We start from the raw sequence: 23,610 nt of genomic DNA on the forward strand, positions 1-23,610 counted from the left end.
CATGATAGCATTCGAAATGACTAAAATATACAAAAATTAGAAAGGAAGATGAAATTATGAATATCAAAATCGAAACGCTTCCCAAAACCCGCATCGCCTATGTACGTCAGACGGGTCCATATGGCCCTGGTAACATTCAAGCTATGAACAAGTTAAAGCAATGGGCGGGGGAGAGACAGCTGCTCACTGAATCAGCCATTCTGTTCGGGATTCCGCAGGACCACCCGGAGATGACTCCGCCTGAACAGTGCCGGTACGATGCTTGTATTGTCATTCCTGACGATTATGGAGTAGATTCTTCGATCCCGGAAAGTGAGTTTTCAGGCGGAGAGTATTTGGTCTGCAAAATCAGACATACAGCAGAAGATGTGCAGAAGGCGTGGGCTGAGATGATTCCGGCGGTTCAAAGCCGCGGCTACCGAATCGCCAATAAGCCGATTATTGAGCGTTACACGGGTGAGATGATCCTGAGCGAAATGTGCGAACTTTGCGTGCCAGTAGAGCCCGTGGAACGTTCCGATTATCACTCGTAAAACAGCAGCCGCTTGGCATAGGCATTGCGGAAATCGGTTGGCGTCAGGCCGACGATCTTTTTGAAGGATTTCATGAAGTTATGGCAGTCCTTATACCCGAGCTGGAGCGAGACCTCGCTGACATTCTGGTTGGTGTCGGAGAGAAGGAATTTCGCAAGTTCCATTTTCTGCTGCAAAATATACTGCTTCAGCGATATGCCGGATATAGTGGTGAAGAGATGGGAGAGGTATTTTTCGTTGTAGCCGAAATATGCGGCGATCTGTGACACCTTGATGTGCTCGCTCCGGCTCCATTTGATGTAGTCTACAATGTCGTTATACAGCTGCTCCTGCTTTGTTTTTTTGGCGGGATTGGATTCGGTGTGAAAGATCTGGTTGTACAGCTCGCAGAGAATGACTGTGGACATATAGTTGTTCAGCGTTCTCTGGTTGTAGCCCCGCACCGAATCCTGAAGCTGCTTCATCATGACAATGATTTTCTCAAGACTTTTCAGCGTGCCGAACTGGGGAAGCAGCAGCTTGTTGTCTTCCTTCTTCGGCGTGAAGGCGGACAGGTCAGTAACCTTGATTCCGTCCGGAGATTTAAAGTGCAGCCAATAAAAACTGCATTCCGAAGATTTATAGCCGAACTGCTTCGTATAGGGAGGAAGAATCAGGTATTCGCCTTTGGAGACGACGAAATGCTGTTTATCACCCGCGAGATAAAGCACGCCTTCAGTCATGACAATAAGCTCATAATCCTGCAGTATTCTGCTCAAGTGAATCCAGTCTGCAGACGGGGCGACGAACTTGCCCGTAATCTCCAAATCGACCGGCATATTTACGTTCAGCTCAAAAGCAACCATCACCATGCCCCCTTTTTTCTGACATTAGTACACTTCCGGACATTCTTATTATTGAGGAAAGAAGCCCTGAAGTAAAGCGCTTACGCCCCGGATATGACGAACAAGATGCGGTTGTATGCATAAAATGAACCTGATAACGAAAAGCGCCGGTAATGTTCCCTTTAAAGCGGTAGATATCGGCGCTCTTTTTATATGCAGTATTTTGCTGCAGACTAAGCTTTCACTACAATTACGTTGTATTCACGCACCGCGGAATGATTTTCCGCTTTGACGGTAAGGGTCAGCGTGATGGAATCGTCCTCCAAAGTAACTTTACGCGGTAAGGTATCCTCGATCAACACCCCGTTTACATATACCAGTGCATTTTTGTGCCCGGGGACGGTGTTCATCATGACAGTGCCTGTATCCCGGGGAACAGTGAGTGTATAAGCATTAACCTCGCTGCGGAAAGGCTCAGACCAGGTACCTTTGTCAAAAGTCAGCTCCTGCAATGCTGTATTACCGTCATAGCCAGTCATCATACGCAGCAGATCAAAAATCCCGTTGTCCCGTCCCGGAATAACGAATTTAACCTCGACCTCGGATTTGTCTCCGATACGTGCTGCGGGGATCAGATAGCTCTTATTGTAAAAGCTGCGCGGCTTATCTGTATGCAGTGTTTCACTGGCCAGCAGCTCCCCGTCAATATAAATGGCTATTTCTTTGCCGTTATTGCCGGAGAAATAAGTGACGGACAGGTAATTATCGGTGTGAGGCGCGGCCTTAAGCCTATAGCTGAACCAGCCGCTGTCCGCGGCCTTCCGGAAATTGTATCCGTCCCAGGTAGCCACCGATGTATTCTCCCCTTGGATCCCATGCTCCAGCTCGTACTGGTCATTGCCGACAGGCAGACTGTCAATAGTGGCATCCTGAATCCTTTGCCGGAGCTTGGCCTGCATAATATGATCCTGCAGTTCCGCCGAATCTGCTTCAACCAGCCGCCAGTAGATACCGTAACGTTCGCTGTGCTGTTTGTAATGGGGTGTGAACACGAGGCGGTGGTCTTCATCTGTACCACGCAGCTTAAAAGCAAGCTCTCCATCAAGCTGTACATAATGGTCCGTGAAGTCCGCAAGCCACGATTCCGGGCTTCCGCCGGCAATGGTAATAAAGTCCTTGACCAGCATGCTGCGGGTCGGCACGCTGACCGAGACACCGGTCGCCGATTCGCGCAGATCTTCGGCCCCCAGGGCGGCGCTTAGTACAACCGGACCGTATTTAAAAGCTGCGACATGGGGGGCATCGGGCAGAGTAAAGTAAGCCAGTGTCATCGGAAGACGGAGCTGAATGCTGTCGCCGTCAGCCCACTGCCGTTCCAATACGGCGTAACCTCCTTCAATGGCCGCGCCGATCTTCACTCCGTTGAGCGTGATCTCAGGCAATCCGGCCATCCAGTCCGGCATACGCAGCCTGATTGCGAGCGGCTGCTCTTGGGCTGCAAGACACTGGACGGTGAAATGAACAGTGTCTTTATACGGAAGGCTGGCGCTTTGCGTAAGCCTTATGCCATGCTCCGCGGCTTCAAGTGTGGTACTCAGATATTGGTTGACATAAATACTGGATGAATCCTGGAAATAAATGCTGTCATTCAGCTTGGTGAAGCTTTCCATTCCTGTTCCGGTACAGCACCAGAAATGCTCAAAGGGAGAGCTGTACACTTTGAAATACCCGGTAGCCATAGGCTGGAAGTACATGGTCATGCCTGTGTGCGGATGCTGCGAAGAGACAATGGCATTCATAAAAGTATTTTCATAGAAATCCGCATATTTGACATCACCGGTGATCTTGAACAGCTCGCGGGTAAGCTTCAGCATATTGTAGCTGTTGCAGGTCTCCGCCGTAAAATTGGAACGTTCCCGGTCCAGCATATCAGGATCTCCGAAATGCTCCCATTCACTGTTGCCGCCCGTGATGTAGCTGTGATGCCGGACGACCATTTCCCAGAAGCTCTCGGCAGCCTCCAGATACCACCGTTCCCGTTCGCCAAGTGCCAGATAACGGTTCAGAGCGCCGAGGAATTTCGGAATCGTCGTATTGGCATGCTTGCCTTTTAGAATATCCCGGCCTTCGCGGACCGGGGTGAACAGGCTCAGCTCATCGAACTGGTGAGCGGCAGCCAGATGGTGCTCATCGCCGGTAATTTTATACAGCTCATAGAGGCAGTCGTTCATCCCGCCGTATTCCACAGACAGGACGGTCTGCTGCATTTCAGCCGACCAGGCTGAGGCTCTGACGTAGACCCATTCCCCCAGCCTGGCCACGATTTGGTAGGCCGTATCACTTCCGGTGGCGGAGTACGCGGCAGTCAGTCCCGCGATAATCTTATGCATCGTATACCAGGGAACCCAGGCGGGCTGCCTGTTCTCCACATGATCAAAAAGCTGCTCGGGAAAAGCCGAGAGGTATCCGCTTTCAAGTTGGCAAAGCTGCAGCTCGGAGAGAAGATAATTCAGTCTTGAGGCAATTTCGTCATCTTTGGTACTAAGGTAAGCCTGCGACAGTGCGGACAGATAATGCCCTAGGATATGGCCCCTGATTTCGGTATTTTCCCAGCCGGGATATTTGCCGCTTTTGGGTTCAAGACCTTTATTCTCCCGGAAGCCTGCCAGAAGGCGGTCAAGATCATAGCTTTTGAGATACTGGATCTCTTTGGCGAATGCGTTCGTGAAATAAGGATCGGAAATAAGGACCTGATCCATCCGGAAATCCCTGATTGCTTGATTGTCAGCTGCTGTGTGTGAAGTAGTTCCAACAGGCATATTTATCACCAGTCCTATGCTATTTTTAGATATCATGCTGGATGCATGTTACTAAAATAAGCTTATAGGCATAGCATTTTCGGGTAAATAGTGCAACGTTCGAATATGTGTGAAAAGGTTAGATTTAACTAGACATCCCATACAAAATAAAAAGAAGCCGACCATTTTGTGGGCCGGCCTCTAATTAATCTATTGCGCGGTCAAAATTTGCGGGCCTTCAGCCGTGATGGCAATGGTATGCTCATATTGGGCCGCGAGCTTGCCGTCCATCGTCCGTGCAGTCCAGCCGTCCGGATCAATGGTCATGTGGTAAGTACCTTCAGTGATCATGGGCTCAATCGTGAACACCATGCCTTCTTTGATGCGGAGGCCTTTTCCGGGTTTGCCGACATGCATATAGGTCGGCTCCTCATGCAGGTCACGGCCAATGCCATGGGCAAGAAGCTCACGTACGACACCGAAGCCGTGTGATTCCGCATGCCGCTGAATGGCGCTCGTCACGTCGCCGAGCCGGTTGCCCGGCTGCGCCTGCGCGATGCCAAGGTCAAGACATTCCTTCGTGACGCGCATCAGCTTTTCGGCCGCCGGGGAAATCTGTCCGACGGCATAACTCCAGGCCGAATCGCCAAGCCAGCCGTCCAGCTCAGCGACCGTATCGATCGTCACGATATCGCCTTCCTCAAGCGGCTTATTGCCGGGAAAGCCATGGGCGATTACATCATTGGGAGAGGCGCAGGTCGCGTATTTATAGCCCCTATAACCTTTCTGGTAAGGCTTTGCGCCGTGCTTCAGCATAATGTCCTCAAAGATATGGTCAATCTCGTTGGTGGTAATGCCCGGTTTGATCAGCGGGGCGATGGTCCGGTGGCATTCAGCCACAACCTGGCATGCTTTGCGGATCGCCTCAATTTCATGCTTGCTTTTTAAAATCACCATGTTTTTGTCAGGACTCCTTTGTAATAGCTTGCATAGCGAGCCGGGCAATCCGCTCGGCGTCGAGGTCGGAATTGCCCGCATAGTAGTGCATTCCACAGCAGCCGACCAGCACGGCAAGCATATGATTGATGCTGTCGTTCCCGCACTGGACGATGGATTGGAGCGGATCGTACAGCCGTTCCATAAATTCTCTTTTGGCGTGGTTACGTTCCTTTTCAGGCAAGCCGGCAAAATGCTCTGCCGCCATTTTGTAGACGAGATATGCGCGGGGGTCTGACTGCCACAGCCGGAGCAGTGTTTTACAATACCTCAATAACTGCTCCTCATCCGGGGCGCTACCGCTGTGGTTTGCCCAATCTGCGGTAACCTGCTCACATCGCTCAAAGCCGCTCCAGAGCACAGCTTCTATCAGTAAATGCCGGTTGGGGTAGTAATGGTACACTGTTCCGTAACCGAGGCCGGCTTCACGGGCGACATCACGAATATCAAAGCTGCCGCCCGTACGGAAGTAGGAGCGTGCCGCGACGTCCAGGATTTGTTCCCTGCGCTGCATCCGTATGCGTTCATTTTGTTCTTTGGTACGGGGGCACATAGCCGTAGAAGCCTCCTTTTTGATAGACCTGCATATTTGTCGATATAAAAATAGTAACGCATGAGGCGGAAAAAAGCAAAACCAAAAAAGACTGCACCACCCGGAAAGGGCGGTACAGTCTTATATAGGTTAACGTAATGTTATGGCGTATACTGCTGTACGATTGAAGTGATCACGCCGTCCTGGATGGTAAGATGATAAGGGGACTGGCTGAGATCGAAGACATCGGTTTTGGCGAACTCCTCTTTGAACTGCTCCAGCGAAATGGCTTCATTCCAGTGGATGTCGAGATCCTCGATGTTGCCGGTGTGGTCAAAAATCTGCATCAGCACTGACGCGCTGTCTGACACCGGATATGTGCTCAAAAGGTCGCTGTCATTTACAATATAGTAACCGTCTGGTGTGCCGCCAAGCTCTGCAGCCCCTTCCGGGTCCCGCTCGGCAAAGATGCGGTCGGCGTCAGCCCCTTCATACCATTCAATCTCGTCGGCAGTGAGGACAGTCCGCCCGTCTTCAGCCTGAACAGTATGGATATATGCAGACAGATGCCGGATTTGCTCGCCACTTTGCGCTTTGGCAGTAGTCCCTGCTGTGCTTGCCGTAGTGACGAGGGAAAGAAACAGCAGGACCAGCACTGGCAGTGTGTACTTGGAGTTTTTCTTTAACAATTCGGTTTCCCCCTTGGCCTAATAAATGAACATTACTTGCTTATATAACTCTTTACCCTCCGCTCTGGTTCTCAAACGCGGTTTGTACCTCTATAAACGTTGTTTTTGATAAAATGTTGCAATTATTTTTGCCGCTCCTGCAAAATGGAGCAGGCATTCGGCTGACCGCAGCAGATCAGGGGAATTTATCCTATGCAGCATCAGCGTCATTTGTCAAATCATTTTGAACACGTCAACGTGTATTGACCTATATAATGTTTGCTCCTATTATATAGGAATATCTGGGGTTTTGTTCAAATTTATGGTCTTGAAGGGCGGAATAAGCTTGAAACCTAAGACTACCATTCAAGCGGAGCTGGAGGCTTTTCTTAAAAGGAATGGCAAAACAATCAATCAATTTGCAGGGATATCCGGCGTCAATTCCGGAACGCTCAGCAGCATTATAAATGGAAACCGGCCGATTGCCATGCAGCAGCTGGACCGGATTACGGCCGGAATGGGCCTTGAGGAAGGATCATTCTATGAGCTGTACATAGATGAATGTATGGTGAATTCCACACCTGACTGGCGCCGTCTCGGGCCATTTCTGCACCGCTGTGCCGAGCTGGACAAGCTGGAATGCATCCGCCCGGTGATTCTGGGCCTGATGGATAATGTCTCCTACGCCCAGGCGCTGTTTGATACAGCAGAGCATTTTTTTGGGCAGGGGAGGCTGCAGGCGGCAGCGCTGCTCTATGAGGGTGTCGCCGAGAGCGAAAAGTACCAGCATTCCGAGCGGCTGGCGCTCTGCCAGTACCGGATGTTTACCATTGCGCTTGGTGAGGACCAGGATAGTAACCTGAGGGCGGCGACACATTTCGAATATTTTGTGGAACGTCTGGATGAGACGGATCAGCTGGACGCGCTGCATGCATTGGCCAAGGTTTATGCATCCCTGCACCGCTGGAGCAAAGTGGAGATGCTGGCTGAAGAGATGGGACGCAAGGCTTCCATCCAGTATCAGAACCGGAATCAGGCCCGCCGTAAGCCTCTTAAGGAGCCGCAAGAACCGCTGTTTTTCTATATTCTCTACGCTGATCTGCTCCGTGCGGCCGTCTGTCATGTACAAGGGGATTACGGACAGGCTATACGGTATGCTGCCAGATATTCCGAAACGGACTGGATCCGTGAGGATTCGGAGACTGCGCAGCAGATGAAGCAGCAGTTCCGGGAATGGGCGGCTGCAAATACATATCTGCATCGCCTGATGGCTGGCCAGGCGGAGGTTCTGCCGGAATTTGCAGAATACATTGCCGGCAGGGCGGATGAAATCCTTCCGGGCCTGATTCTGATCCTTCAGGCGGCCAACCGCTATAACTTTAACGCTGATGAAATTATCAGCCGGTTTCAGAACGCTCCGGATGTGGAAGAGCAGGCCAAGGACGGCATACTGAATTTATATGTGGCCGGAGGCAGGCACAACCTGCTTCTGTGTGAGCTGGCCGCCTATTATTTGAATAGCGGCAGGCCTGACCAGGGGATAGCTTATACTCTAAGAGCGCTGGAATCTTCTGTTGAAGCGGGCAGCGGGAGCAGCATCCTGCGCTGTGTAGGATGGTTTGAAGAATTCCGGCATCTTGCCGGGGCAGCGGAGCAGGAGACCTACAAGAACCTGCTTGCCAGGTTCAAAGAGGCCAAGTAACCTTACAAGTTTTCTTACAAAATTAAAGGACCGTCACATCCGCGATTATTACTACGGATAGGACGGTCCTTCTGCAAAGTCAGCGCTGCCGGCTTATCTCGCCGGTGCGAAATCCGCCACCGGCCGGAGGATCTCTTCGATGGCTTCAAGTGTGGACGGCGAAAGCACGGCATCGACTGCCTTGGCGTTCTCGGCTACCTGCTCGGGCTTGGTCGCCCCGATCAGCGCTGAGCTTACATTCGGCTGGCGGAGCACCCAGGCCAGCGCCAGCTGCGACAGCTTCAAGCCGAGGCTGCCGGCCAGCCCGTTCAGCTGCGCGACAACATCCAGCACATCATCGCGCAGATAGCTGCGGATGACGCCGTTGACGGAATCGTCCGCACCGCGGGTGCCGGCCGGAGGCTGCTGGCCCGGCTTGTACTTGCCGGTCAGGATGCCCTGGGCCAGCGGCGAGAAGACGACCTGTCCCAAGCCTTCCTGGCGGGACACCTCAAGCACCTCCTGTTCGATATAGCGCTCGAACATGTTGTAGATTGGCTGGTTGGACGCCAGCGGACGCAGATTCAGCCTGCGGCTGATCCCGCCGGCATTGGCGATTTGCGCGGCACTCCATTCGCTGACGGCAGCGTAGAGGATTTTACCCTGGGAAGTGAGGTCATCCAGTGCACGCAGCGTTTCTTCAACAGGGGTCTCTGTATCGAACCGGTGGCAGAAGTATACGTCAATGTAATCCGTACCCAGCCGGCGGAGGCTGGCTTCGCACTGCTCCATGATGTGCTTGCGGGAGAGCCCGCGGTCATTTACGCCGTCGCCCATCGGGAAGAAGACCTTGGTGCTGAGCACATAATCAGACCGGTTATAGCTGCTGAGTGCGGCGCCGAGCGCCTTTTCGCCTTCTCCCCGGTTGTAGGCATTGGCGGTGTCAAAGAAATTGATACCGCATTCAAAAGCTGCCGCCACACAGGCCTCTGCCGCCTTCTGTTCTGCCGCTGTACCATAAGTGAGCCAGCTGCCCAGGCCGATCTCGCTGACCTTCAGTCCTGTATTTCCAAGCCGTCTGTATTTCATTCGCATCCATTCCCTTCCGCTGACAATAATAGTAGACGTGAAAGATTCAAGTTAATACTATCATATCTTTATAGTTTTTCTAGGAAAACTCTTGATATAATGGGAGGAATTCAAAATACTTTACATAACAACCGGAGGGTGAGTGTGCATGACGATTTCTTTTAAACAAGAAAATAAAGTATTTCTGTTCCAGGGGGATTCCATCACCGACGGCAACCGCGGGCGCGATGCAGATCCCAACCACATCCACGGACACAGCTACGCCTACATTATCGCTGCCAAGCTGGGCAATGAGCTGGCCGGGCAGCGGCCGGTGTTCTACAACCGCGGAATCAGCGGCAACCGGATTTCCGATCTGTATGCCCGCTGGAACGAGGATGCCATCGATCTTAATCCGGATGTGCTCAGCATCCTGATCGGGGTCAATGATCTGTGGCGGACGATGAAAGGTGAGCCGGATGCAGCATTACCAGGAGGTGGTGCGCAGGCTGGCAGAGCAGTTCGGAGCTGTACATGTTCCGCTGCAGGGCCTGCTGGATGATGCTGTGCAGAGAGCCGACGCTGCTTACTGGCTGTGGGACGGTGTCCATCCGACAACGGCCGGCCATGATCTCATTGCCCGGCAATGGCTGAGTGTGGCGGGAGAGAGCGGTATTTTGAACGACTAAAAGAAGCTGAAGTGAATTGTCAGCAGTTCTCTGGAACAGGGGGACTGCTCTTTTTTTCGCGTACAGAAAAAGAATTATGCTGTTGACATCAGCCGGGAATCAGCCGTATGGTACAGGGGATAAGGCATGCGAGGAAGGGGCGGCAGCCATGAGGATGTTAAAAATATGGGGAAGCCTGATCCGGGTGAAGCTGAGCGGCCTGTTTTACCGGCTGTCGGTCAAGCAGCGGATTCTCTTCTCTTTTATAGTGTTGATAACGCTGTCAATCAGTGCGATGGGTGTGCTGACCTACCGGATTGCCGGGAAGGAGATTCAGGACAATGCTTTTGAAGCGAGCAGGGAGACTGTGGACAAGACGCTGCAGCTGCTGGATTACCGGCTGAATGATGTGGCGATGTCGGTCCAGTCCCTGATGCTGAGCGATGCTTACAGAAAAATGATGCTGGATGTCCAGGCCCATGATGTGTCGAACTATTATGTGCGCCTCTCGGAGCTGCAGTATGTGCTGTCCCAGACCGCTTTTAATGAGCCGATGATCGAGAATGTGCTGATTGCCACACCGATCGGCGATTTTTATTCAACGACCCAGATCCGTACGCAGGATCATTCATTCTACGGCTCGGAGCTGTATGACAACAGCAGGCTGAGTCCGGGCGGCTACTGGGCCAAGGGCCATTACGACAGGCTGTTTACCGGCAATCAGCGGGTCATCTCCTTCGTCGTGCGGGGGATCTACGATAATACACCGATTACCAACGTGTTCATTGTGGTGAATATCCGGGAGAACAGGCTGGCTTCCCTGCTGGGCCAGAATGCTCCGCAGAGTGAACGGCAATATCTGCTTTTGAATACCGAGGGGGAAGAGGTTGTACAGAGCGGGTGGGACCCGGAGCATACCCCCGAGTTTCTGCAGGACAGCTCGAGAGGGAGCGAAGGCCATTTCTTTTATCCCTTTGAAGGGGAGGAGTATCTGATTAACTACAAGCAGTCCGGTGCTGCACCGAACTGGATACTGGCCGGCATGCAGTCCAAGGAGCAGCTGCTGGGCCAGCTTATGGGCGTACAGCGGACGATTATCCTTGTGATCCTGGTCTTTCTGGTAACCACCTGGTTCTTCTCGAACCAGCTGACGGCTGCGCTCCTGAGACCGCTGTTCAAGCTGAGCAGGCTGATGCGGCGGGTGGAGGAGAACCAGCTCAGCGTGTCTTTTGAGAGCAAATATAACGATGAAATCGCCCAGGTCGGCTTTCAGTTTAACCGGATGATGGAAGAGATTAAAACCCTGATCCGGGATGTGCGCATGAACGAGGAAGGCAAACGGCAGGCCGAGATCCGGGCGCTGACCGCGCAGATGGAGCCGCATTTTCTCTACAACACGCTCAATACGATCTACTGCAAATCGGTAATGGGGGAAAATGAGGATGTCAATGAAATGATTCTCTCCCTGTCGCAGATGTTCCAGCTGGGGCTGAGCGGCGGCAGGGATCTGATCCCGCTTGCCGATGAGCTATCCCATGTCCGGCAGTACTGTGCGATTCAACAGAAATGCTATGAGGATCTGTTCCGCTACCAGGTGATCATTGAGGAAGAGGAGCTGCTGGCTTGTACAGTGCCCAAAATTCTGCTCCAGCCGATTGTTGAGAACAGCATCCAGCACGGCTTTGCCGACCGCAGAATCGGCGGGGAGATCACATTGAAGATTACGCTGGAGCAGTCCATGCTGCATATAGTGGTTGAGGATAACGGTCAAGGCATGGATGTATCCAAGGTGGAGCAGGGCATGCTGAGGCGTGAGCTGTCCAAAAAAGGCTACGCGCTGGTCAATATCAGACACCGGCTCCGGCTCTATTACGGTGAAAAAGCGCGGATGGAATTGTCCGGTGCGGCGGGCAGCGGTTCCCGCACGGACTTATGGATACCGCTCAGTCCGCTTATGGAAGGAGAAGAAGCTTATGGAATACCGGCAGGCTAACCCTGTTACCCTCTGCATTATCGATGATATCAAAAGTGTGGTCGAGATGATTGCCCGCAAGCCGCAGTGGCAGGAGCACGGCATTGAGGTGGCCGGCACGGCGCTGGACGGCGAGGAAGGCCTGGAGATGGTCCGCAGGCTGAAGCCGGATGTCGTGCTTACCGATATCCGGATGCCGCGGATGGACGGACTGGAGATGACGCGGGCGATTCTGGAATCCAATCCGGAGTGCAGGATTATCATTCTGAGCGCATACTCGGAGTTTGCTTATGCCCAGCAGGCCATCCGGCTTGGAGCAATGGATTTTGTCAAAAAGCCCTTTTCGCTGGAGGAGATCGTGAATGTAGTGCTGAAGGCCAGAGACCTCTGCCTGCAGGAGAGGGAGGAGCAGGAGAAGCTTAAGGCCATGGAGCTCAAAATCAAGGCAAGCCTGCCGATTCTCCGCCAGGAATATTTGACCTTTCTGATGCAGCACCAGACCACGGAAAGCAGTGCCAGAGCGCGCTGGCAGTACCTCGGCATCCCGCTGGAGCCGGAGAACTTTGTGGTGTTCATTGCGGAGATTGACCAGTTTGCCGGGAAGTACGGGGCACAGCCCGTCCAGGAAATTGAGCTGATCCGCTTTACACTGCAGAATATACTGGAGGAGACCGTTTCGGCCTGGACCCGTGGCGTGATTTTCCGGGAAGCGACGAACCGTTATGTTTGCATTATGAACACGGATAATTATGAGCTTGCCGAACAGATTACAGAGGCCTGCTGCGCCAATGTCAGCCGGTATTCCCGGTATACGGTTTCGGTCGGGGTGGGACTCTGCGTCCCGGCGATTCATGAGCTGGCGGATTCGTACACCCAGGCGCTCCGCGCTCTGGCTTATCACTTCTACACGGACGGCAACGCAGTCTACAGCTATGCCCGCATCGCCCATAAACAGCGGGCCGGAGGCAGCTTTACGATTACTGCCGAACAGGAATTTCTGTTTGCGCTGCGTTCTGGCAACAGGGATAAATGCAGGCAGGTGCTGGACCGGATTTTTGGCGAGCTGCTGGCGCTGGACCCGCTGCCTGCCCCCCAGTACGTGGAGAACATCGGCTACGAGCTGTCGTTCAAAATCTGCCGGGTGATGCTGGAGCTGTTCCCGTATGACAAGGTGCAGGCTCTGGAGCAGCGTGTGCATCAGCTGAAGAACAGGCCCAATCCTTCGCTTCAGGATATCCGCCTGCTGCTGGAGGGCTTGTGCGGGGAGAGCTGCCGCTGGATTGAAGAGGACCGCTCGGCCGAATCCTCCCGGATTATTCATCAGGCCAAAGCTTATATTTGTGCCAATCTGCACACCAGCCTGACCCTGGAGCAGGTAGCGAGACAGGTCAACCTCAGTCAAGGTTATTTCTCCAACCTGTTCAAGAAGGTGCTGGGCATCTCCTTCCAGCATTTTGTCATGCATGAGAAGATGGAGAAAGCGAAAGTCATGCTGATCGAAGGCATGCAGGTGCAGGAGATCGCCATGGAGCTCGGCTATGAGCACCGGCGCTATTTCAGCGAGGTGTTCAAGAAGTACACGGACATGACCCCCTCGGAGTTCAAAATCTCCTATCTGGGCAAGGCATAATACAGCTTGTTTCATACTTTTGCACCTGCCAAAGGGATGGACACTCCGCAGCAGTACGGGGTTCATCCCTTTTTGATATGAGTTCCGCAGAAATCTGCCCTTAATGTGGGGTTACCCGCATTATCCGGCTGCAGGGGCTGCTCTATAATCAAGGTGTAGGGCAACACAGCAACGCATTTAGAAGGGGGACAACAGAAATGAAGAAACAACTGCTTCTGGCTTCACTCAGCACGGTGCTGGCCTTCGGCCTGGCTGCGTGCGGCAACTCCAATACCGAAAGCGGTAACGAAGGAAATGCGGCGGCGCCGTCAGGGGAGAAAACCAAAATCAGCTACTGGACAGGTGACCGGCATGATGCGGAATTTGTGAAGGAGAAGGTAGCGGAATTTAATGAAACGAACACCGACAACATCGAGGTGGAGCTGATCGTCAAAGGCGATGATTTTGATACCGCACTGGACCTGTCTTTCCAGACGGCCGACTCGCCGGATGTGATCCGGGTGAAGGAGAATACGATCGGCACTTTTTATAAAAAAGAATACCTGGCTCCGATTGACGAGTACCTGACCGATGAATTGAAGGCCAAGTTCCCGCAGATGAAGGATCTGAATACCTTTGACGGCAAACAGTACAGCCTGCCGAACTACGGCACGACCATGCGCCTGGTATACAACAGGGATCTGTTCGCCAAAGCGGGGATCGCGAGTCCGCCAACTACACTGCAGGAGCTGGTGGATACCGCCAAAAAGCTGACCGAAGCCGGAAAAGCGGACGGTGCCTACGGCTTTGCGCAGAACTTTAAAAATCCGCCAAGTGCGCTTGGGCGTTCAGCCCGGGTCATTGCGGAAATGAGCGGCTTCGGCGGCTTCGGTTATGATTTCAAAACGGCACGCTACGACTTCAGCGGCTTCAAGCCGATTATCGAAGCGTTCAAGCAGATCAAGGACGACGGCAGCATGCTGCCGGGGGTGGAGTCGCTGGATATCGATCCGCTGCGGGCCCAGTTTGCCGAAGGCAAGATCGGGATGTACCTCAGCTTCTCCTCGGAACCGGGTGTCTACAGCACACAGTTCCCGGCCAAAATTGACTGGGCAGCGGCTCCCGCACCGAGCATTGACGGCAATGTGAAAGGGGCTTCCGGGTTCCTCGGCGGCCAATGGCTTGCCCTCAGCTCCAAATCCGAGCATAAAGATGCGGCATGGAAGTTCATGGAGTATATGTACAGCGATAGCATTCTGACATCGTACCAGGAGAACGGCTACGGCATCTCCATGGTGCCGGCCATCAGTGCGGCGGCAAAAACACCGGAGGTGAACGGGATCGAAGGCTTCCTGCCGAACCAGTATGACGGCGTATGGCCTGTGTATCCTACAGTGGCACCGGAAGGGATGAAGTCGGATGATGCCTTCTTCAAATATATGCTGAACGGCGGGGATCTGGATGCGGTAATCGCAGATCTGAACAAACGCTACAACGCAGCGCTGGATGATGCGGTCAAGAATGACGGCCTGAAGGCGGAGCCTGATCCGGGCTTTGATCCGGCGGCACTTGCCGGCAAGTTCGCCAAATAAAAGTTGTATAGAGAGAGCCTAAGGAGGGGAGGGACACTCCCTTCCTTATGGATTTGGAGCAAGACAGGAAAGGAGCCTGGAAGATCCTATGAACAAAACCAAGAATGCCGCCTTTGCCTACAGCTTTTTGCTGCCCAGTGCGGTTCTTACGCTGGTCCTGGGCATCTACCCGATAGCCTGGGCATTCCGCTATATGTTCTACAACTACAAGGGCTATGGTACAGCCCGGTTCATCGGCTTGGATAATTTTACACGGATAATGCAGGACACCCAGTTTTGGGACTCGGTCCTCAACACCTTTGTATATGCCGGGGGCAAGCTGCTGCTCTCCATCCCGCTGTCCCTGCTGCTGGCGGCGATTCTGAACCGCAGGCTCAGGGGGAGACATCTGCTGCGGGCTGTTTTCTTTATGCCTACGGTCATCAGTACGGCTGTTATGGCAGTTGTCTTTTTTACCATCTTCAATTCGTATAACGGGATTCTGAACCAGTTCCTGATCAAATTTAATATTACATCCGCCGGAATCGACTGGCTGGGAGCAAAGCATGCAATGCTTACGGTTATTCTTGTCGCGGTATGGGGCGCGGTAGGCAATTACATGCTGCTGTTCCTGGCCGGACTCCAGAACATTCCCGAGGATGTCTATGAGAGCTCTGCGCTGGACGGGGCTGATAAGATCCAGCAGTTCCGCTACATTACACTCCCGATGCTGGGGCCGGTGCTGCAAATGGTCATTATGCTGGCGATTATCAATGCCCTGAAGGGCTATGAGAGTATCATGGTGCTTACGGAGGGCGGACCGGCGGGCAAAACGGAGGTCATGTTCCTGTACCTCTATAAGCTGTTCTTCCCTGTCGGCGGTAGCGGAGCGGCAACCCAGGTGCAGGAGTTTGGATACGGCAGTGCCGTAGCCTTCGTATCTGCTGTCATCGTAGGCATGATTTCATTGATATATTTCTATGCCTCCAGACGAATGAACCGGATGGACTAGGAGGAGATGCAAGATGAGAATAAAAGCTGTAACGGGCAGGACGATACTATGGATTTTTTTACTGGTGCTTGCCTTTGTTACCCTGATTCCTGTAGTCATTACGCTGCTGGGCTCTTTCAAAACAAATATGGAGCTGACAACAGGCGCAACCTTCCTGCCGGAGCGCTGGCAGATTTCCAATTACGCTGAAGCTTGGGAGCAGGCCAATTTTTCCACCTATACGTTAAACAGTCTGATCGTGTCCCTGTCGACGGTGGTTGGCACCCTGCTGGTGTCTTCAATGGCCGCATATGTGGTGGACCGGATGGATTTTACCGGCAAAAAATTATATATCGGTCTGCAGTCCTTTACCATGTTCGTCGCTGTCGGGGCGGTGGTGCTGCGGCCGCAGTTCGATCTGATGGTCAAGCTGCATCTGCACAGCTCCCTGTGGGGGGTCATTCTGATTCTGATCTCCGCGCATGCCGCGATCTTTTTTATCCTGCTGAGCTTTATGAAAGGCATCCCGAGGGAGCTGGATGAGGCGGCAAGGATCGACGGAAGCTCGCTGGGCCGGACCTTCTGGACGATTATTCTTCCGCTGCTCGGACCGGGACTCGGCGTTGGCGCATTGTTCACCTTCCGCGGGGCGTGGAATGAATATCTGCTGCCGCTCGTGTTCACGATGACGAAGCCGGAGCTGCAGACGCTGACCGTCGGCCTGGCGAATCTTAAATATGGCATTTCCGCCGCCTCGCAGACCCACTATATGATGGCCGGAGCCTGTCTGTCCATTCTGCCTATACTCGTGGCCTATGTGTTCGCCAACAAGTCTTTTATGCAGATGACAGCCGGATCATTAAAGGGATAAACCAATAAACTGCATATAACAACGGTAATTAGAAAGTGAATAATCCAAAGCAGCAAACAGGAGGTTTACAAACTATGACAGTCCAAGTACCCGCTATTCTGACCTCAAGTCCCCTGATCCGCCGTTATGCGGGCAATCCGGTGCTCGACGCCGCGCGCGTACCTTACCCTACGGCGCTTGTGTTCAACGCAGGCGTAACCAAATTCAAGGGCAAATATGTGATGGTCTTCCGCAACGATTACGGCTCGCTCTCTGAACAGACGATTGAACCGCATCATACAACCGATCTTGGCATTGCCTTCAGCGATGACGGCCTGCACTGGGAGGCCAGCCCCCGGAAATGCTTCAAGCTGCATGATGAAGAGATTATCCGGGCCTATGACCCCCGGCTGACGGTAATCGGCGGACGCTGCTACATGTGCTTTGCGGTGGATACGAAGCACGGCATCCGGGGCGGGATTGCGGTGACGGATGATTTTGAAGAATTTGAGATTCTGAGCCTGTCGACGCCGGACCTGCGCAATATGGTGCTGTTCCCGGAGAAGATCGGAGGCCATTACGTCCGCCTGGAGCGCCCGTTCACCGTATACAGCCGGGGCGGTCAGGACCGGTTCGATACCTGGATTTCCGAGTCCCCGGATCTGAAGTATTGGGGCGGATCTGAACTGCTGTTCGGGGTGGAGCATGTGCCGTTCGCCAATGACAAGGTCGGCCCGGCAGCGCCGCCGGTGAAGACGGACAAGGGCTGGCTGACCACCTTCCACGCGGTGGATATCGACCCTTCCCGCGGGAAGCACGGCTGGGAGCCAACCTGGAAGAAACGTTACACCGCGGGCATCATGCTGCTGGATCTGGACAACCCGAAGAAGATTATCGGCATGTCCAGGCAGCCGCTCTTAGCGCCGGAAGCAGAGTATGAGATTGCTGGCGGCTTCCGCAACAATGTTATTTTTCCGGGCGGGATGATTCTGGAGGACAGCGGCGAGGTCAAAATCTATTACGGTGCTGCGGATACCGTTGAGTGTCTGGCTACCGCGCATGTGGATGACCTGATCTCCCTCTGCCTGAAAGGCTGACGGCTGATGAAAACCACAACGAATGTATGGAGCCGCCTTGCAGATCCGCCTGTAGATTACCGTCCCGTCCCGCTCTGGTCCTGGAATGACCGGCTGGAGAGGGAGGAGCTGGAGCGGCAGATCGAAGAGATGCATAAGGCGGGAATCGGCGGCTTCTTCATGCATGCCAGGGGCGGGCTGCGGACAACGTACATGGGGGAAGAATGGATGGAGGCCATCCGGATCTCGATTGAACACAGCCGCAGGCTGGGGATGAACGCCTGGTTCTATGACGAGAACGGCTGGCCGAGCGGCTTTGCCGACGGCAGGGTTCCGGCCAAAGGGCTTGCTTTTCAGCAGAAGCGGCTGGCTTATGAGCAGGCTCCTTTTCAGAGCGCTCTGGAACAGGGCCGTGTTCTTGGTTATTACTCGGTCCTGGAGAACGGGAAGGGCTGGCGTCTGCTGCCTCCGGGCGAAGAAGCGGCCGCAGACCTGAGAGTGTATTACGAGGTCAATCCTTATTATACTGACACGCTCAGCACAGCAGCGGTGCAGGCGTTTATTGCCGCCGCCTACGAGAGCTACTGGGATCAATTCGGTGAACAATACGGCGCAGAGCTGCACGGGGTATTCACGGATGAGCCGCAGTTCGCGCGCGGCGGACTGCCGTGGTCCTTCGAGCTTGAAGAGGTATTTACTTCACGCAAAGGATATAACGTGCTGGAGATGCTTCCCTCGCTGTTCTTCGAAACCGGGGGCTGCCGTAAAGCTCGGTATGATTACTGGGAGACGGTAACCTTCATGTTCACACAGGCATATGCCAGGCAGATCGGCGAATGGTGTGCAGGCAGGGGCTGGTCAGCCACCGGACATGTGGTCGATGAGCAGGAGCTGATGCATCAGGTGACATCTGTCGGCGACCCGATGGCCTTCTATGAACATCTGCAGATTCCCGGCTGTGACTGGCTGGGCCGGTTCACGGGCAGCGATCCCCTGGTTCCGAAGCAGGTGGGCTCCGTGGCCAGACAGCTCGGCAAGAAGCAGGCCATTACCGAGAGCTTCGGCTGCTCCGGCTGGAATGTCAGCTTTGCCGATTTGCGGCGAATCGGCGAATGGCAGTTCGTGCACGGTATCAATCTTCTGTGCCCGCATTTGCAGGGCTATACCCTGAGAGGCCTGCGCAAGCGGGATTATCCGCCGTCCCTGTTCTACCAGCAGCCCTGGTGGGCGGACTATAAAGGCTTCAATGATTATTTCGCCAGACTGTCTATGCTGCTGGCAGAGGCTGAAGCAGTGGCGGAAGTGCTGCTGATTCATCCGGTACGGACCGCCTGGACCCTGCAGCGCGGAGAAGATTCCTCGGCCATTGTCCCGTATCACGAGGCTTTTGCCCAGCTCTCGAAATGGCTCTGCCAGAGCCTGATTGAGCATGATTACGGAAGTGAGAGCATTATTGCCGGACACGGCCGGGTCAGCGGAGACCGGTTCCGGATCGGTGAAGCCAGCTACCGGGTGGTCATTGTTCCGCCGTGCCTTACGCTGGACCGGCATACAGTGCAGCTGCTGGGTGAATTTGCTGCCGGAGGCGGTACGCTGATTGCCTGTGAACCTTATCCGGTGCTTGCGGGCGGTGAAGAGGATGCCGGACTGGCTGGACTCATGCAGGCCGCCATTCATCCGCAGTGGAGCCGGGAAGCCATAGGGCAGGCGGTATCGGCAGTGGCCGCACCGTTCCTCCGCATCTCGGATGCAGAGGGTATGCCGTTGGCAGCCGACACGCTGAATGTGCGGACCATGGAGCTTGACGGCTCGTTCCTCTATTACGTGGTGAATTCCGGCACGGAAGCTTATCCGCTGCTGCAGCTCGAGTTGTGCAGGCAGGGAGAGGTGTCTCTGATTGACCTGGAAACGGGGAACATCTCCCCGGTAGGACAAGAGGCGCTGTTGGACGGTGTCCTGCTGCAGCTGCCGCTGTATCCCGGGCAGTCCTTAATGTTAAAGCTTGATCCGTTCACAGCTGCTGCTGCGGAGGATGGTTTTACGGCTTCAACGGCAGAGCCTCAGATGCCAGGGGAGCAGGGAGATATGCGGAGCGGGATTCAAGACATGGAAGTGCTGTCCTATAAGAAGCTTGGCTCTACGTGGGAAATCACCCGTATGGACCTTAACAGCTTGACACTGGATCATGCCCGCCTGCGGGTAGAGGGCGGGGAATGGTCACAGCTGCAGCCGGTAATCTTCATGCAGGAGCAGCTGCTGGCTTATGGCCGGCCCGTGGCGGCGGAGCTGGAATTTGAATTCGCGGTCTCCTTTGACATCTCCCGGCAGCGTGAGCTGTATCTGGTCCTGGAGCAGCCGGAGTGGCTGGAGATCAGGCTGAACGGTGAGCCGGTATCCCCGGAGACCTGCGGGTGGTGGCTGGATTCTTCGCTGCAAAAAATCGACATCCGGGGCAAGGCCGTGTCAGGCCGGAATACGATTATGCTCAAGTATGATTTTCGCCCTTCCGCAGAGCTGTACAGCAAGCTGGAACGGGCCAAAGCCTTCGAAGCGGAGGGCAACAAGCTGACGATGGAGCAGGAGATCGAGAGCATCTATCTGCTCGGTTCCTTTGGCGTGCAGTCGCTGGATAAGTTCGAAGCAGCCGAACGCCGGTCGCTCTGGACCACCGGGCCTTTTACCCTGACAGAAGTACCGGAATCGGTGCAGACCGGCGATCTTGCGGCACAGGGATTTCCTTTTTTCGCCGGAAGCATTCATCTGCGCCAGACGGTGGATATCCCTGCTGATTATATGAATGACGCAGCCTGGACCTTCCAGGCACCGCCGGATGCCATCGTCAGCAAGCTGCTCATCAACGGCAATCTGGTAAGGACTTTCTTGTGGGAGCCTTATGCGGCCGACATTGCACCCTATCTCAGAACCGGCAGCAATATCATCGGGCTGATTCTGACAGGCAGCTGCCGCAACCTGCTGGGACCGCACCATCATATTAAAGGTGAAGTGTACAAAATCGGCCCCGACAGTTTCAAAGACAAGCCGGGCTGGACCGATAAGGATCTGCCGCCGGACACACATGTCTACCAGGAACGCTACTCTTTCGTCCGCTTCGGGCTGGCCTCTGATCCGCTGATTGTCAGGGGGCAATAATATTTTGCAGAGTTCATGTCAGCGGTTCTGCTTGCGGTACTGCAGGGGGGACCGTTTGACGATGCTTTTAAATACACGGCCGAAATGGGCCAGGCTGTCAAACCCGGTATCCTCGGCAATCTGCGAAACCTTGGCATTACTGTCACGCAGCCGGCGCTGGGCTTCCTGGACACGGATCGTATTGAGATATTCGATAATGGTGAAGCCGGTGGTCTGCTTGAACAGGCGGCAGAGATAGGTGCTGCTGATATAAAAGGTCTCCGACAGCTCGTCCAGCGTCAGCTTCCCGGCGTAATGCTCCTGCAGATAGCAGATGATCTCATACGCTTTGCGCTGCTTCTCATCGTTCACCGGGGCAATGGCTTCAGGCGAGCTCTCATGGATCCGGTTCATCTCGATCAGCAGCTGGACCAGCAGTGTCTGCAAAAAGGCATGCCGGTGGGAACGCCGCTCTTCATTTTCCTCCAGCATGGCGAACAGAAGATTCTCCAGCCTGCCCTGTTCATGCGCACCGGGACGCAGCAGCAGGCATTGTTCACTGAAGAACGGGAAGGCAAGCCCCTGGCTGTCCAGCACCCTCTGCAGAAACTCCTGCGGGAAATTAATCAGAATCCGCTCGTGGCGGGCTGTTCCTTTGGCGGTTGTCCGATGCAGCTCATTGCGGTTTATGAAAATCAGGTCGCCTTTGCGTAGGGCATACATCCGGTTGTTGATGTAATAGTTGCGTTCTCCTGCCAGCAGATAATACAGTTCATAGCTTTCATGAAAATGGTCGGTATCCATGCTGAAGGTGCCGGCCCTTTTGACCTGTTCGATCATAAATACCGGCGCAAGCGGCTCAAGCATGCCATCACTCCTTACATTCTACCAGTTAGGATAAAATACGCATAGTATGGTCTATATTTGCTAATTTTCGCAGAGATTTAGATATATTTTATACCCTATACTATAGTCAGAAAGCGTATCCAAATCAATATAAATGGAGTGATCACTAGTGGGAAGCAAAAAATATGCCTTTGTCGGCACCGGCGGCCGCGCTGAATTTTTCTATGGAGAAATTACGACGAATTACCGGAACACCTCCGAGATTGTAGGCTTGTGTGATGTTAACGGGGCGAGAATGGAATACGTCAATTCATTGCTGACAGACAAATACGGCTATCATGCCGTACCAGCGTATAAAGCGCATGAGTTTGACCGCATGATTGCCGAGACGAAGCCGGATACTGTCATCGTAACGAGCATTGACCGTACCCACCACAAATATATTGTCCGTGCCATGGAGCTCGGCTGTGATGTTATTTCCGAGAAGCCGATGACTACAGATGTGGAAAAATGCCAGGAGATTCTGGACGCTATCGAACGCACAGGCAAAAAGCTGCGGGTTACCTTCAACTACCGCTATGCACCGCACAACACCAAAATCCGCGAGCTGCTGATGGACGGGGCGATCGGTGAAGTGCTGTCGGTCAACTTTGAATGGCTGCTGAATACACAGCACGGGGCAGACTATTTCCGCAGATGGCACCGTGACAAGCGCAACAGCGGGGGGCTGCTGGTCCACAAATCGACGCATCATTTCGACCTGATGAATTTCTGGCTCGGTTCACAGCCGGATACGGTGTTTGCGATGGGGGATCTGCGTTTTTACGGCCGGGAAAATGCCGAAAACCGCGGCGTGACTGAATTCTACCAGCGTGTGCATGGCAGTGCGGCAGCGGAGCATGATCCGTTTGCCCTGCATTTGAAGGACAATGAGCAGCTGAAGAAGATGTATCTGGACACAGAGCATGAGGACGGATATCTGCGCGACCAGAGCGTGTTCGGGGACAATATCAGCATTGAGGACACGATGGGCGTAATGGTGAAATATAAGAACAAGGCGATTATGAACTACTCGCTGAATGCCTATCTGCCGTGGGAGGGCTTCAATATTGTGTTCAACGGCACCAAAGGGCGGATGGAAGTGAAGGTTGTGGAGCAGTCCTATGTGAATGCCGGCGGCGGCAAGGACCAGGAGGGTGCGGTGAAAAACAAGCAGATTACAGTGTTCCCGCAGTTTGCTGCCCCGTACGAGGTAGAGATTGAGGAGGGCGTGGGCGGTCACGGCGGCGGTGATCCGGTAATGCTGCGCGATATTTTCGAGCGTCCGGCCGATGACCGTTTCCGCCGGGCAGCCTCCCATATTGACGGAGCCCTGTCGATCCTGACCGGCATTGCCGCCAACCGATCGATCGCCACCGGCCTGCCGGTGAAGGTGGATGAGCTGCTGAAGCTGTAGCAGATGTTGGAGTAAATAATTATTATTATTTTTGTGCCTGGACGGCGTCTGCCGTCCGGGTTTTTTGCTGTGCTGCGGGGGAGGGAAGGGAACGAGCTGTGTTATGTGGGTTAAATTGTGCTGAGCGGATTGGAGTTAGAAGGTGCGCTGTACCGTATTGCATGGTGCTGGACTGCATTGCATCACGCTGAACTGTATTGCATGGTACTGGATTGCATTGCATGGTGCTGGACTGCATTGCATGGTGCTGGACTGCATTGCATGGTGCTGGACTGTGTTGCATTGTGCTGGACTGTATTGCATAGCATCGCGTTGAACTGCATAGCATCGCGCTGAACTGTA

Annotated in this window: 17 protein-coding genes and 1 pseudogene; 11 read left to right on the forward strand and 7 right to left on the reverse strand. The window is 53.8% G+C overall.

The window, feature by feature from the left end; genetic code table 11:
* Positions 1 to 56: 56 nt before the first annotated feature.
* Complete coding sequence (locus tag C2I18_RS20140; protein WP_249897519.1) at positions 57 to 533, forward strand: AraC family transcriptional regulator; 477 nt, start codon at positions 57 to 59, stop codon at positions 531 to 533.
* Here C2I18_RS20140 and C2I18_RS20145 read toward each other — a convergent pair.
* From C2I18_RS20145 to C2I18_RS20165, 5 genes are all read right to left on the reverse strand, one after another.
* The gene (locus C2I18_RS20145) at positions 524 to 1,378 is read right to left on the reverse strand and encodes an AraC family transcriptional regulator (protein WP_249897520.1); all 855 of its coding nucleotides are present in this window, start codon (positions 1,376 to 1,378) and stop codon (positions 524 to 526) included. The genes C2I18_RS20140 and C2I18_RS20145 overlap by 10 nt on opposite strands.
* Positions 1,379 to 1,590: 212 nt before the next feature.
* Positions 1,591 to 4,116 (reverse strand): beta-L-arabinofuranosidase domain-containing protein, encoded by a 2,526-nt coding sequence (locus tag C2I18_RS20150; protein ID WP_249897521.1) that lies wholly within the window; start codon positions 4,114 to 4,116, stop codon positions 1,591 to 1,593.
* A gap of 249 nt (positions 4,117 to 4,365) precedes the next feature.
* Positions 4,366 to 5,112 carry a type I methionyl aminopeptidase gene (gene map, locus C2I18_RS20155; protein ID WP_249897522.1) on the reverse strand — a complete coding sequence of 249 codons (747 nt, stop codon included), beginning with the start codon at positions 5,110 to 5,112 and terminating at the stop codon, positions 4,366 to 4,368.
* 7 nt (positions 5,113 to 5,119) lie between these two features.
* The gene (locus tag C2I18_RS20160) at positions 5,120 to 5,704 is read right to left on the reverse strand and encodes a TetR/AcrR family transcriptional regulator (protein WP_249897523.1); all 585 of its coding nucleotides are present in this window, start codon (positions 5,702 to 5,704) and stop codon (positions 5,120 to 5,122) included.
* 140 nt (positions 5,705 to 5,844) lie between these two features.
* Complete coding sequence (locus tag C2I18_RS20165) at positions 5,845 to 6,372, reverse strand: hypothetical protein (protein WP_249897524.1); 528 nt, start codon at positions 6,370 to 6,372, stop codon at positions 5,845 to 5,847.
* Positions 6,373 to 6,697: 325 nt separating this feature from the next.
* On the opposite strand from C2I18_RS20165, the gene C2I18_RS20170 reads away from it, so the two are divergent.
* Complete coding sequence (locus tag C2I18_RS20170; RefSeq protein ID WP_249897525.1) at positions 6,698 to 8,053, forward strand: helix-turn-helix domain-containing protein; 1,356 nt, start codon at positions 6,698 to 6,700, stop codon at positions 8,051 to 8,053.
* Positions 8,054 to 8,146: 93 nt separating this feature from the next.
* Here C2I18_RS20170 and C2I18_RS20175 read toward each other — a convergent pair whose 3' ends face one another.
* A complete protein-coding gene (locus C2I18_RS20175) occupies positions 8,147 to 9,121 on the reverse strand; it encodes an aldo/keto reductase family protein (protein ID WP_249897526.1) in 975 nt (324 codons plus the stop codon).
* A 148-nt stretch (positions 9,122 to 9,269) separates the two neighbouring features.
* Between C2I18_RS20175 and C2I18_RS20180 the strand changes: the two are divergent.
* From C2I18_RS20180 to C2I18_RS20215, 8 genes and pseudogenes are all read left to right on the forward strand, one after another.
* Positions 9,270 to 9,789: pseudogene (locus tag C2I18_RS20180) on the forward strand (SGNH/GDSL hydrolase family protein).
* Positions 9,790 to 9,865: 76 nt separating this feature from the next.
* Positions 9,866 to 11,761 carry a sensor histidine kinase gene (locus C2I18_RS20185; protein WP_249897527.1) on the forward strand — a complete coding sequence of 632 codons (1,896 nt, stop codon included), beginning with the start codon at positions 9,866 to 9,868 and terminating at the stop codon, positions 11,759 to 11,761.
* Complete coding sequence (locus C2I18_RS20190; protein WP_249897528.1) at positions 11,742 to 13,370, forward strand: response regulator; 1,629 nt, start codon at positions 11,742 to 11,744, stop codon at positions 13,368 to 13,370. The genes C2I18_RS20185 and C2I18_RS20190 overlap by 20 nt, the downstream gene beginning before the upstream one ends.
* 197 nt (positions 13,371 to 13,567) lie before the next feature.
* Entirely contained in the window at positions 13,568 to 14,941 is a 1,374-nt protein-coding gene (locus C2I18_RS20195) for an ABC transporter substrate-binding protein (protein ID WP_249897529.1), read from the forward strand.
* Between the two features lie 88 nt (positions 14,942 to 15,029).
* Entirely contained in the window at positions 15,030 to 15,932 is a 903-nt protein-coding gene (locus C2I18_RS20200) for a carbohydrate ABC transporter permease (protein ID WP_249897530.1), read from the forward strand.
* Between the two features lie 13 nt (positions 15,933 to 15,945).
* Positions 15,946 to 16,782 carry a carbohydrate ABC transporter permease gene (locus C2I18_RS20205; protein ID WP_249897531.1) on the forward strand — a complete coding sequence of 279 codons (837 nt, stop codon included), beginning with the start codon at positions 15,946 to 15,948 and terminating at the stop codon, positions 16,780 to 16,782.
* Between the two features lie 74 nt (positions 16,783 to 16,856).
* A complete protein-coding gene (locus tag C2I18_RS20210) occupies positions 16,857 to 17,858 on the forward strand; it encodes a glycoside hydrolase family 130 protein (protein ID WP_249897532.1) in 1,002 nt (333 codons plus the stop codon).
* Between the two features lie 6 nt (positions 17,859 to 17,864).
* Positions 17,865 to 20,987: a glycosyl hydrolase gene (locus C2I18_RS20215; RefSeq protein WP_249897533.1), complete on the forward strand. Its 3,123-nt coding sequence runs from the start codon at positions 17,865 to 17,867 to the stop codon at positions 20,985 to 20,987.
* 18 nt (positions 20,988 to 21,005) lie between these two features.
* Here the strand turns inward: C2I18_RS20215 and C2I18_RS20220 are convergent, their stop codons facing one another.
* Positions 21,006 to 21,833: a helix-turn-helix transcriptional regulator gene (locus tag C2I18_RS20220; protein WP_249897534.1), complete on the reverse strand. Its 828-nt coding sequence runs from the start codon at positions 21,831 to 21,833 to the stop codon at positions 21,006 to 21,008.
* A 148-nt stretch (positions 21,834 to 21,981) separates the two neighbouring features.
* Here C2I18_RS20220 and C2I18_RS20225 point away from each other — a divergent pair, with 148 nt between their 5' ends.
* On the forward strand, positions 21,982 to 23,268 hold the full coding sequence (locus C2I18_RS20225; RefSeq protein WP_249897535.1) for a Gfo/Idh/MocA family protein: 1,287 nt from the start codon (positions 21,982 to 21,984) through the stop codon (positions 23,266 to 23,268).
* Positions 23,269 to 23,610: the final 342 nt, after the last annotated feature.

It is taken from the genome of Paenibacillus sp. PK3_47, assembly GCF_023520895.1.
Lineage (GTDB): Bacteria > Bacillota > Bacilli > Paenibacillales > Paenibacillaceae > Paenibacillus_AQ.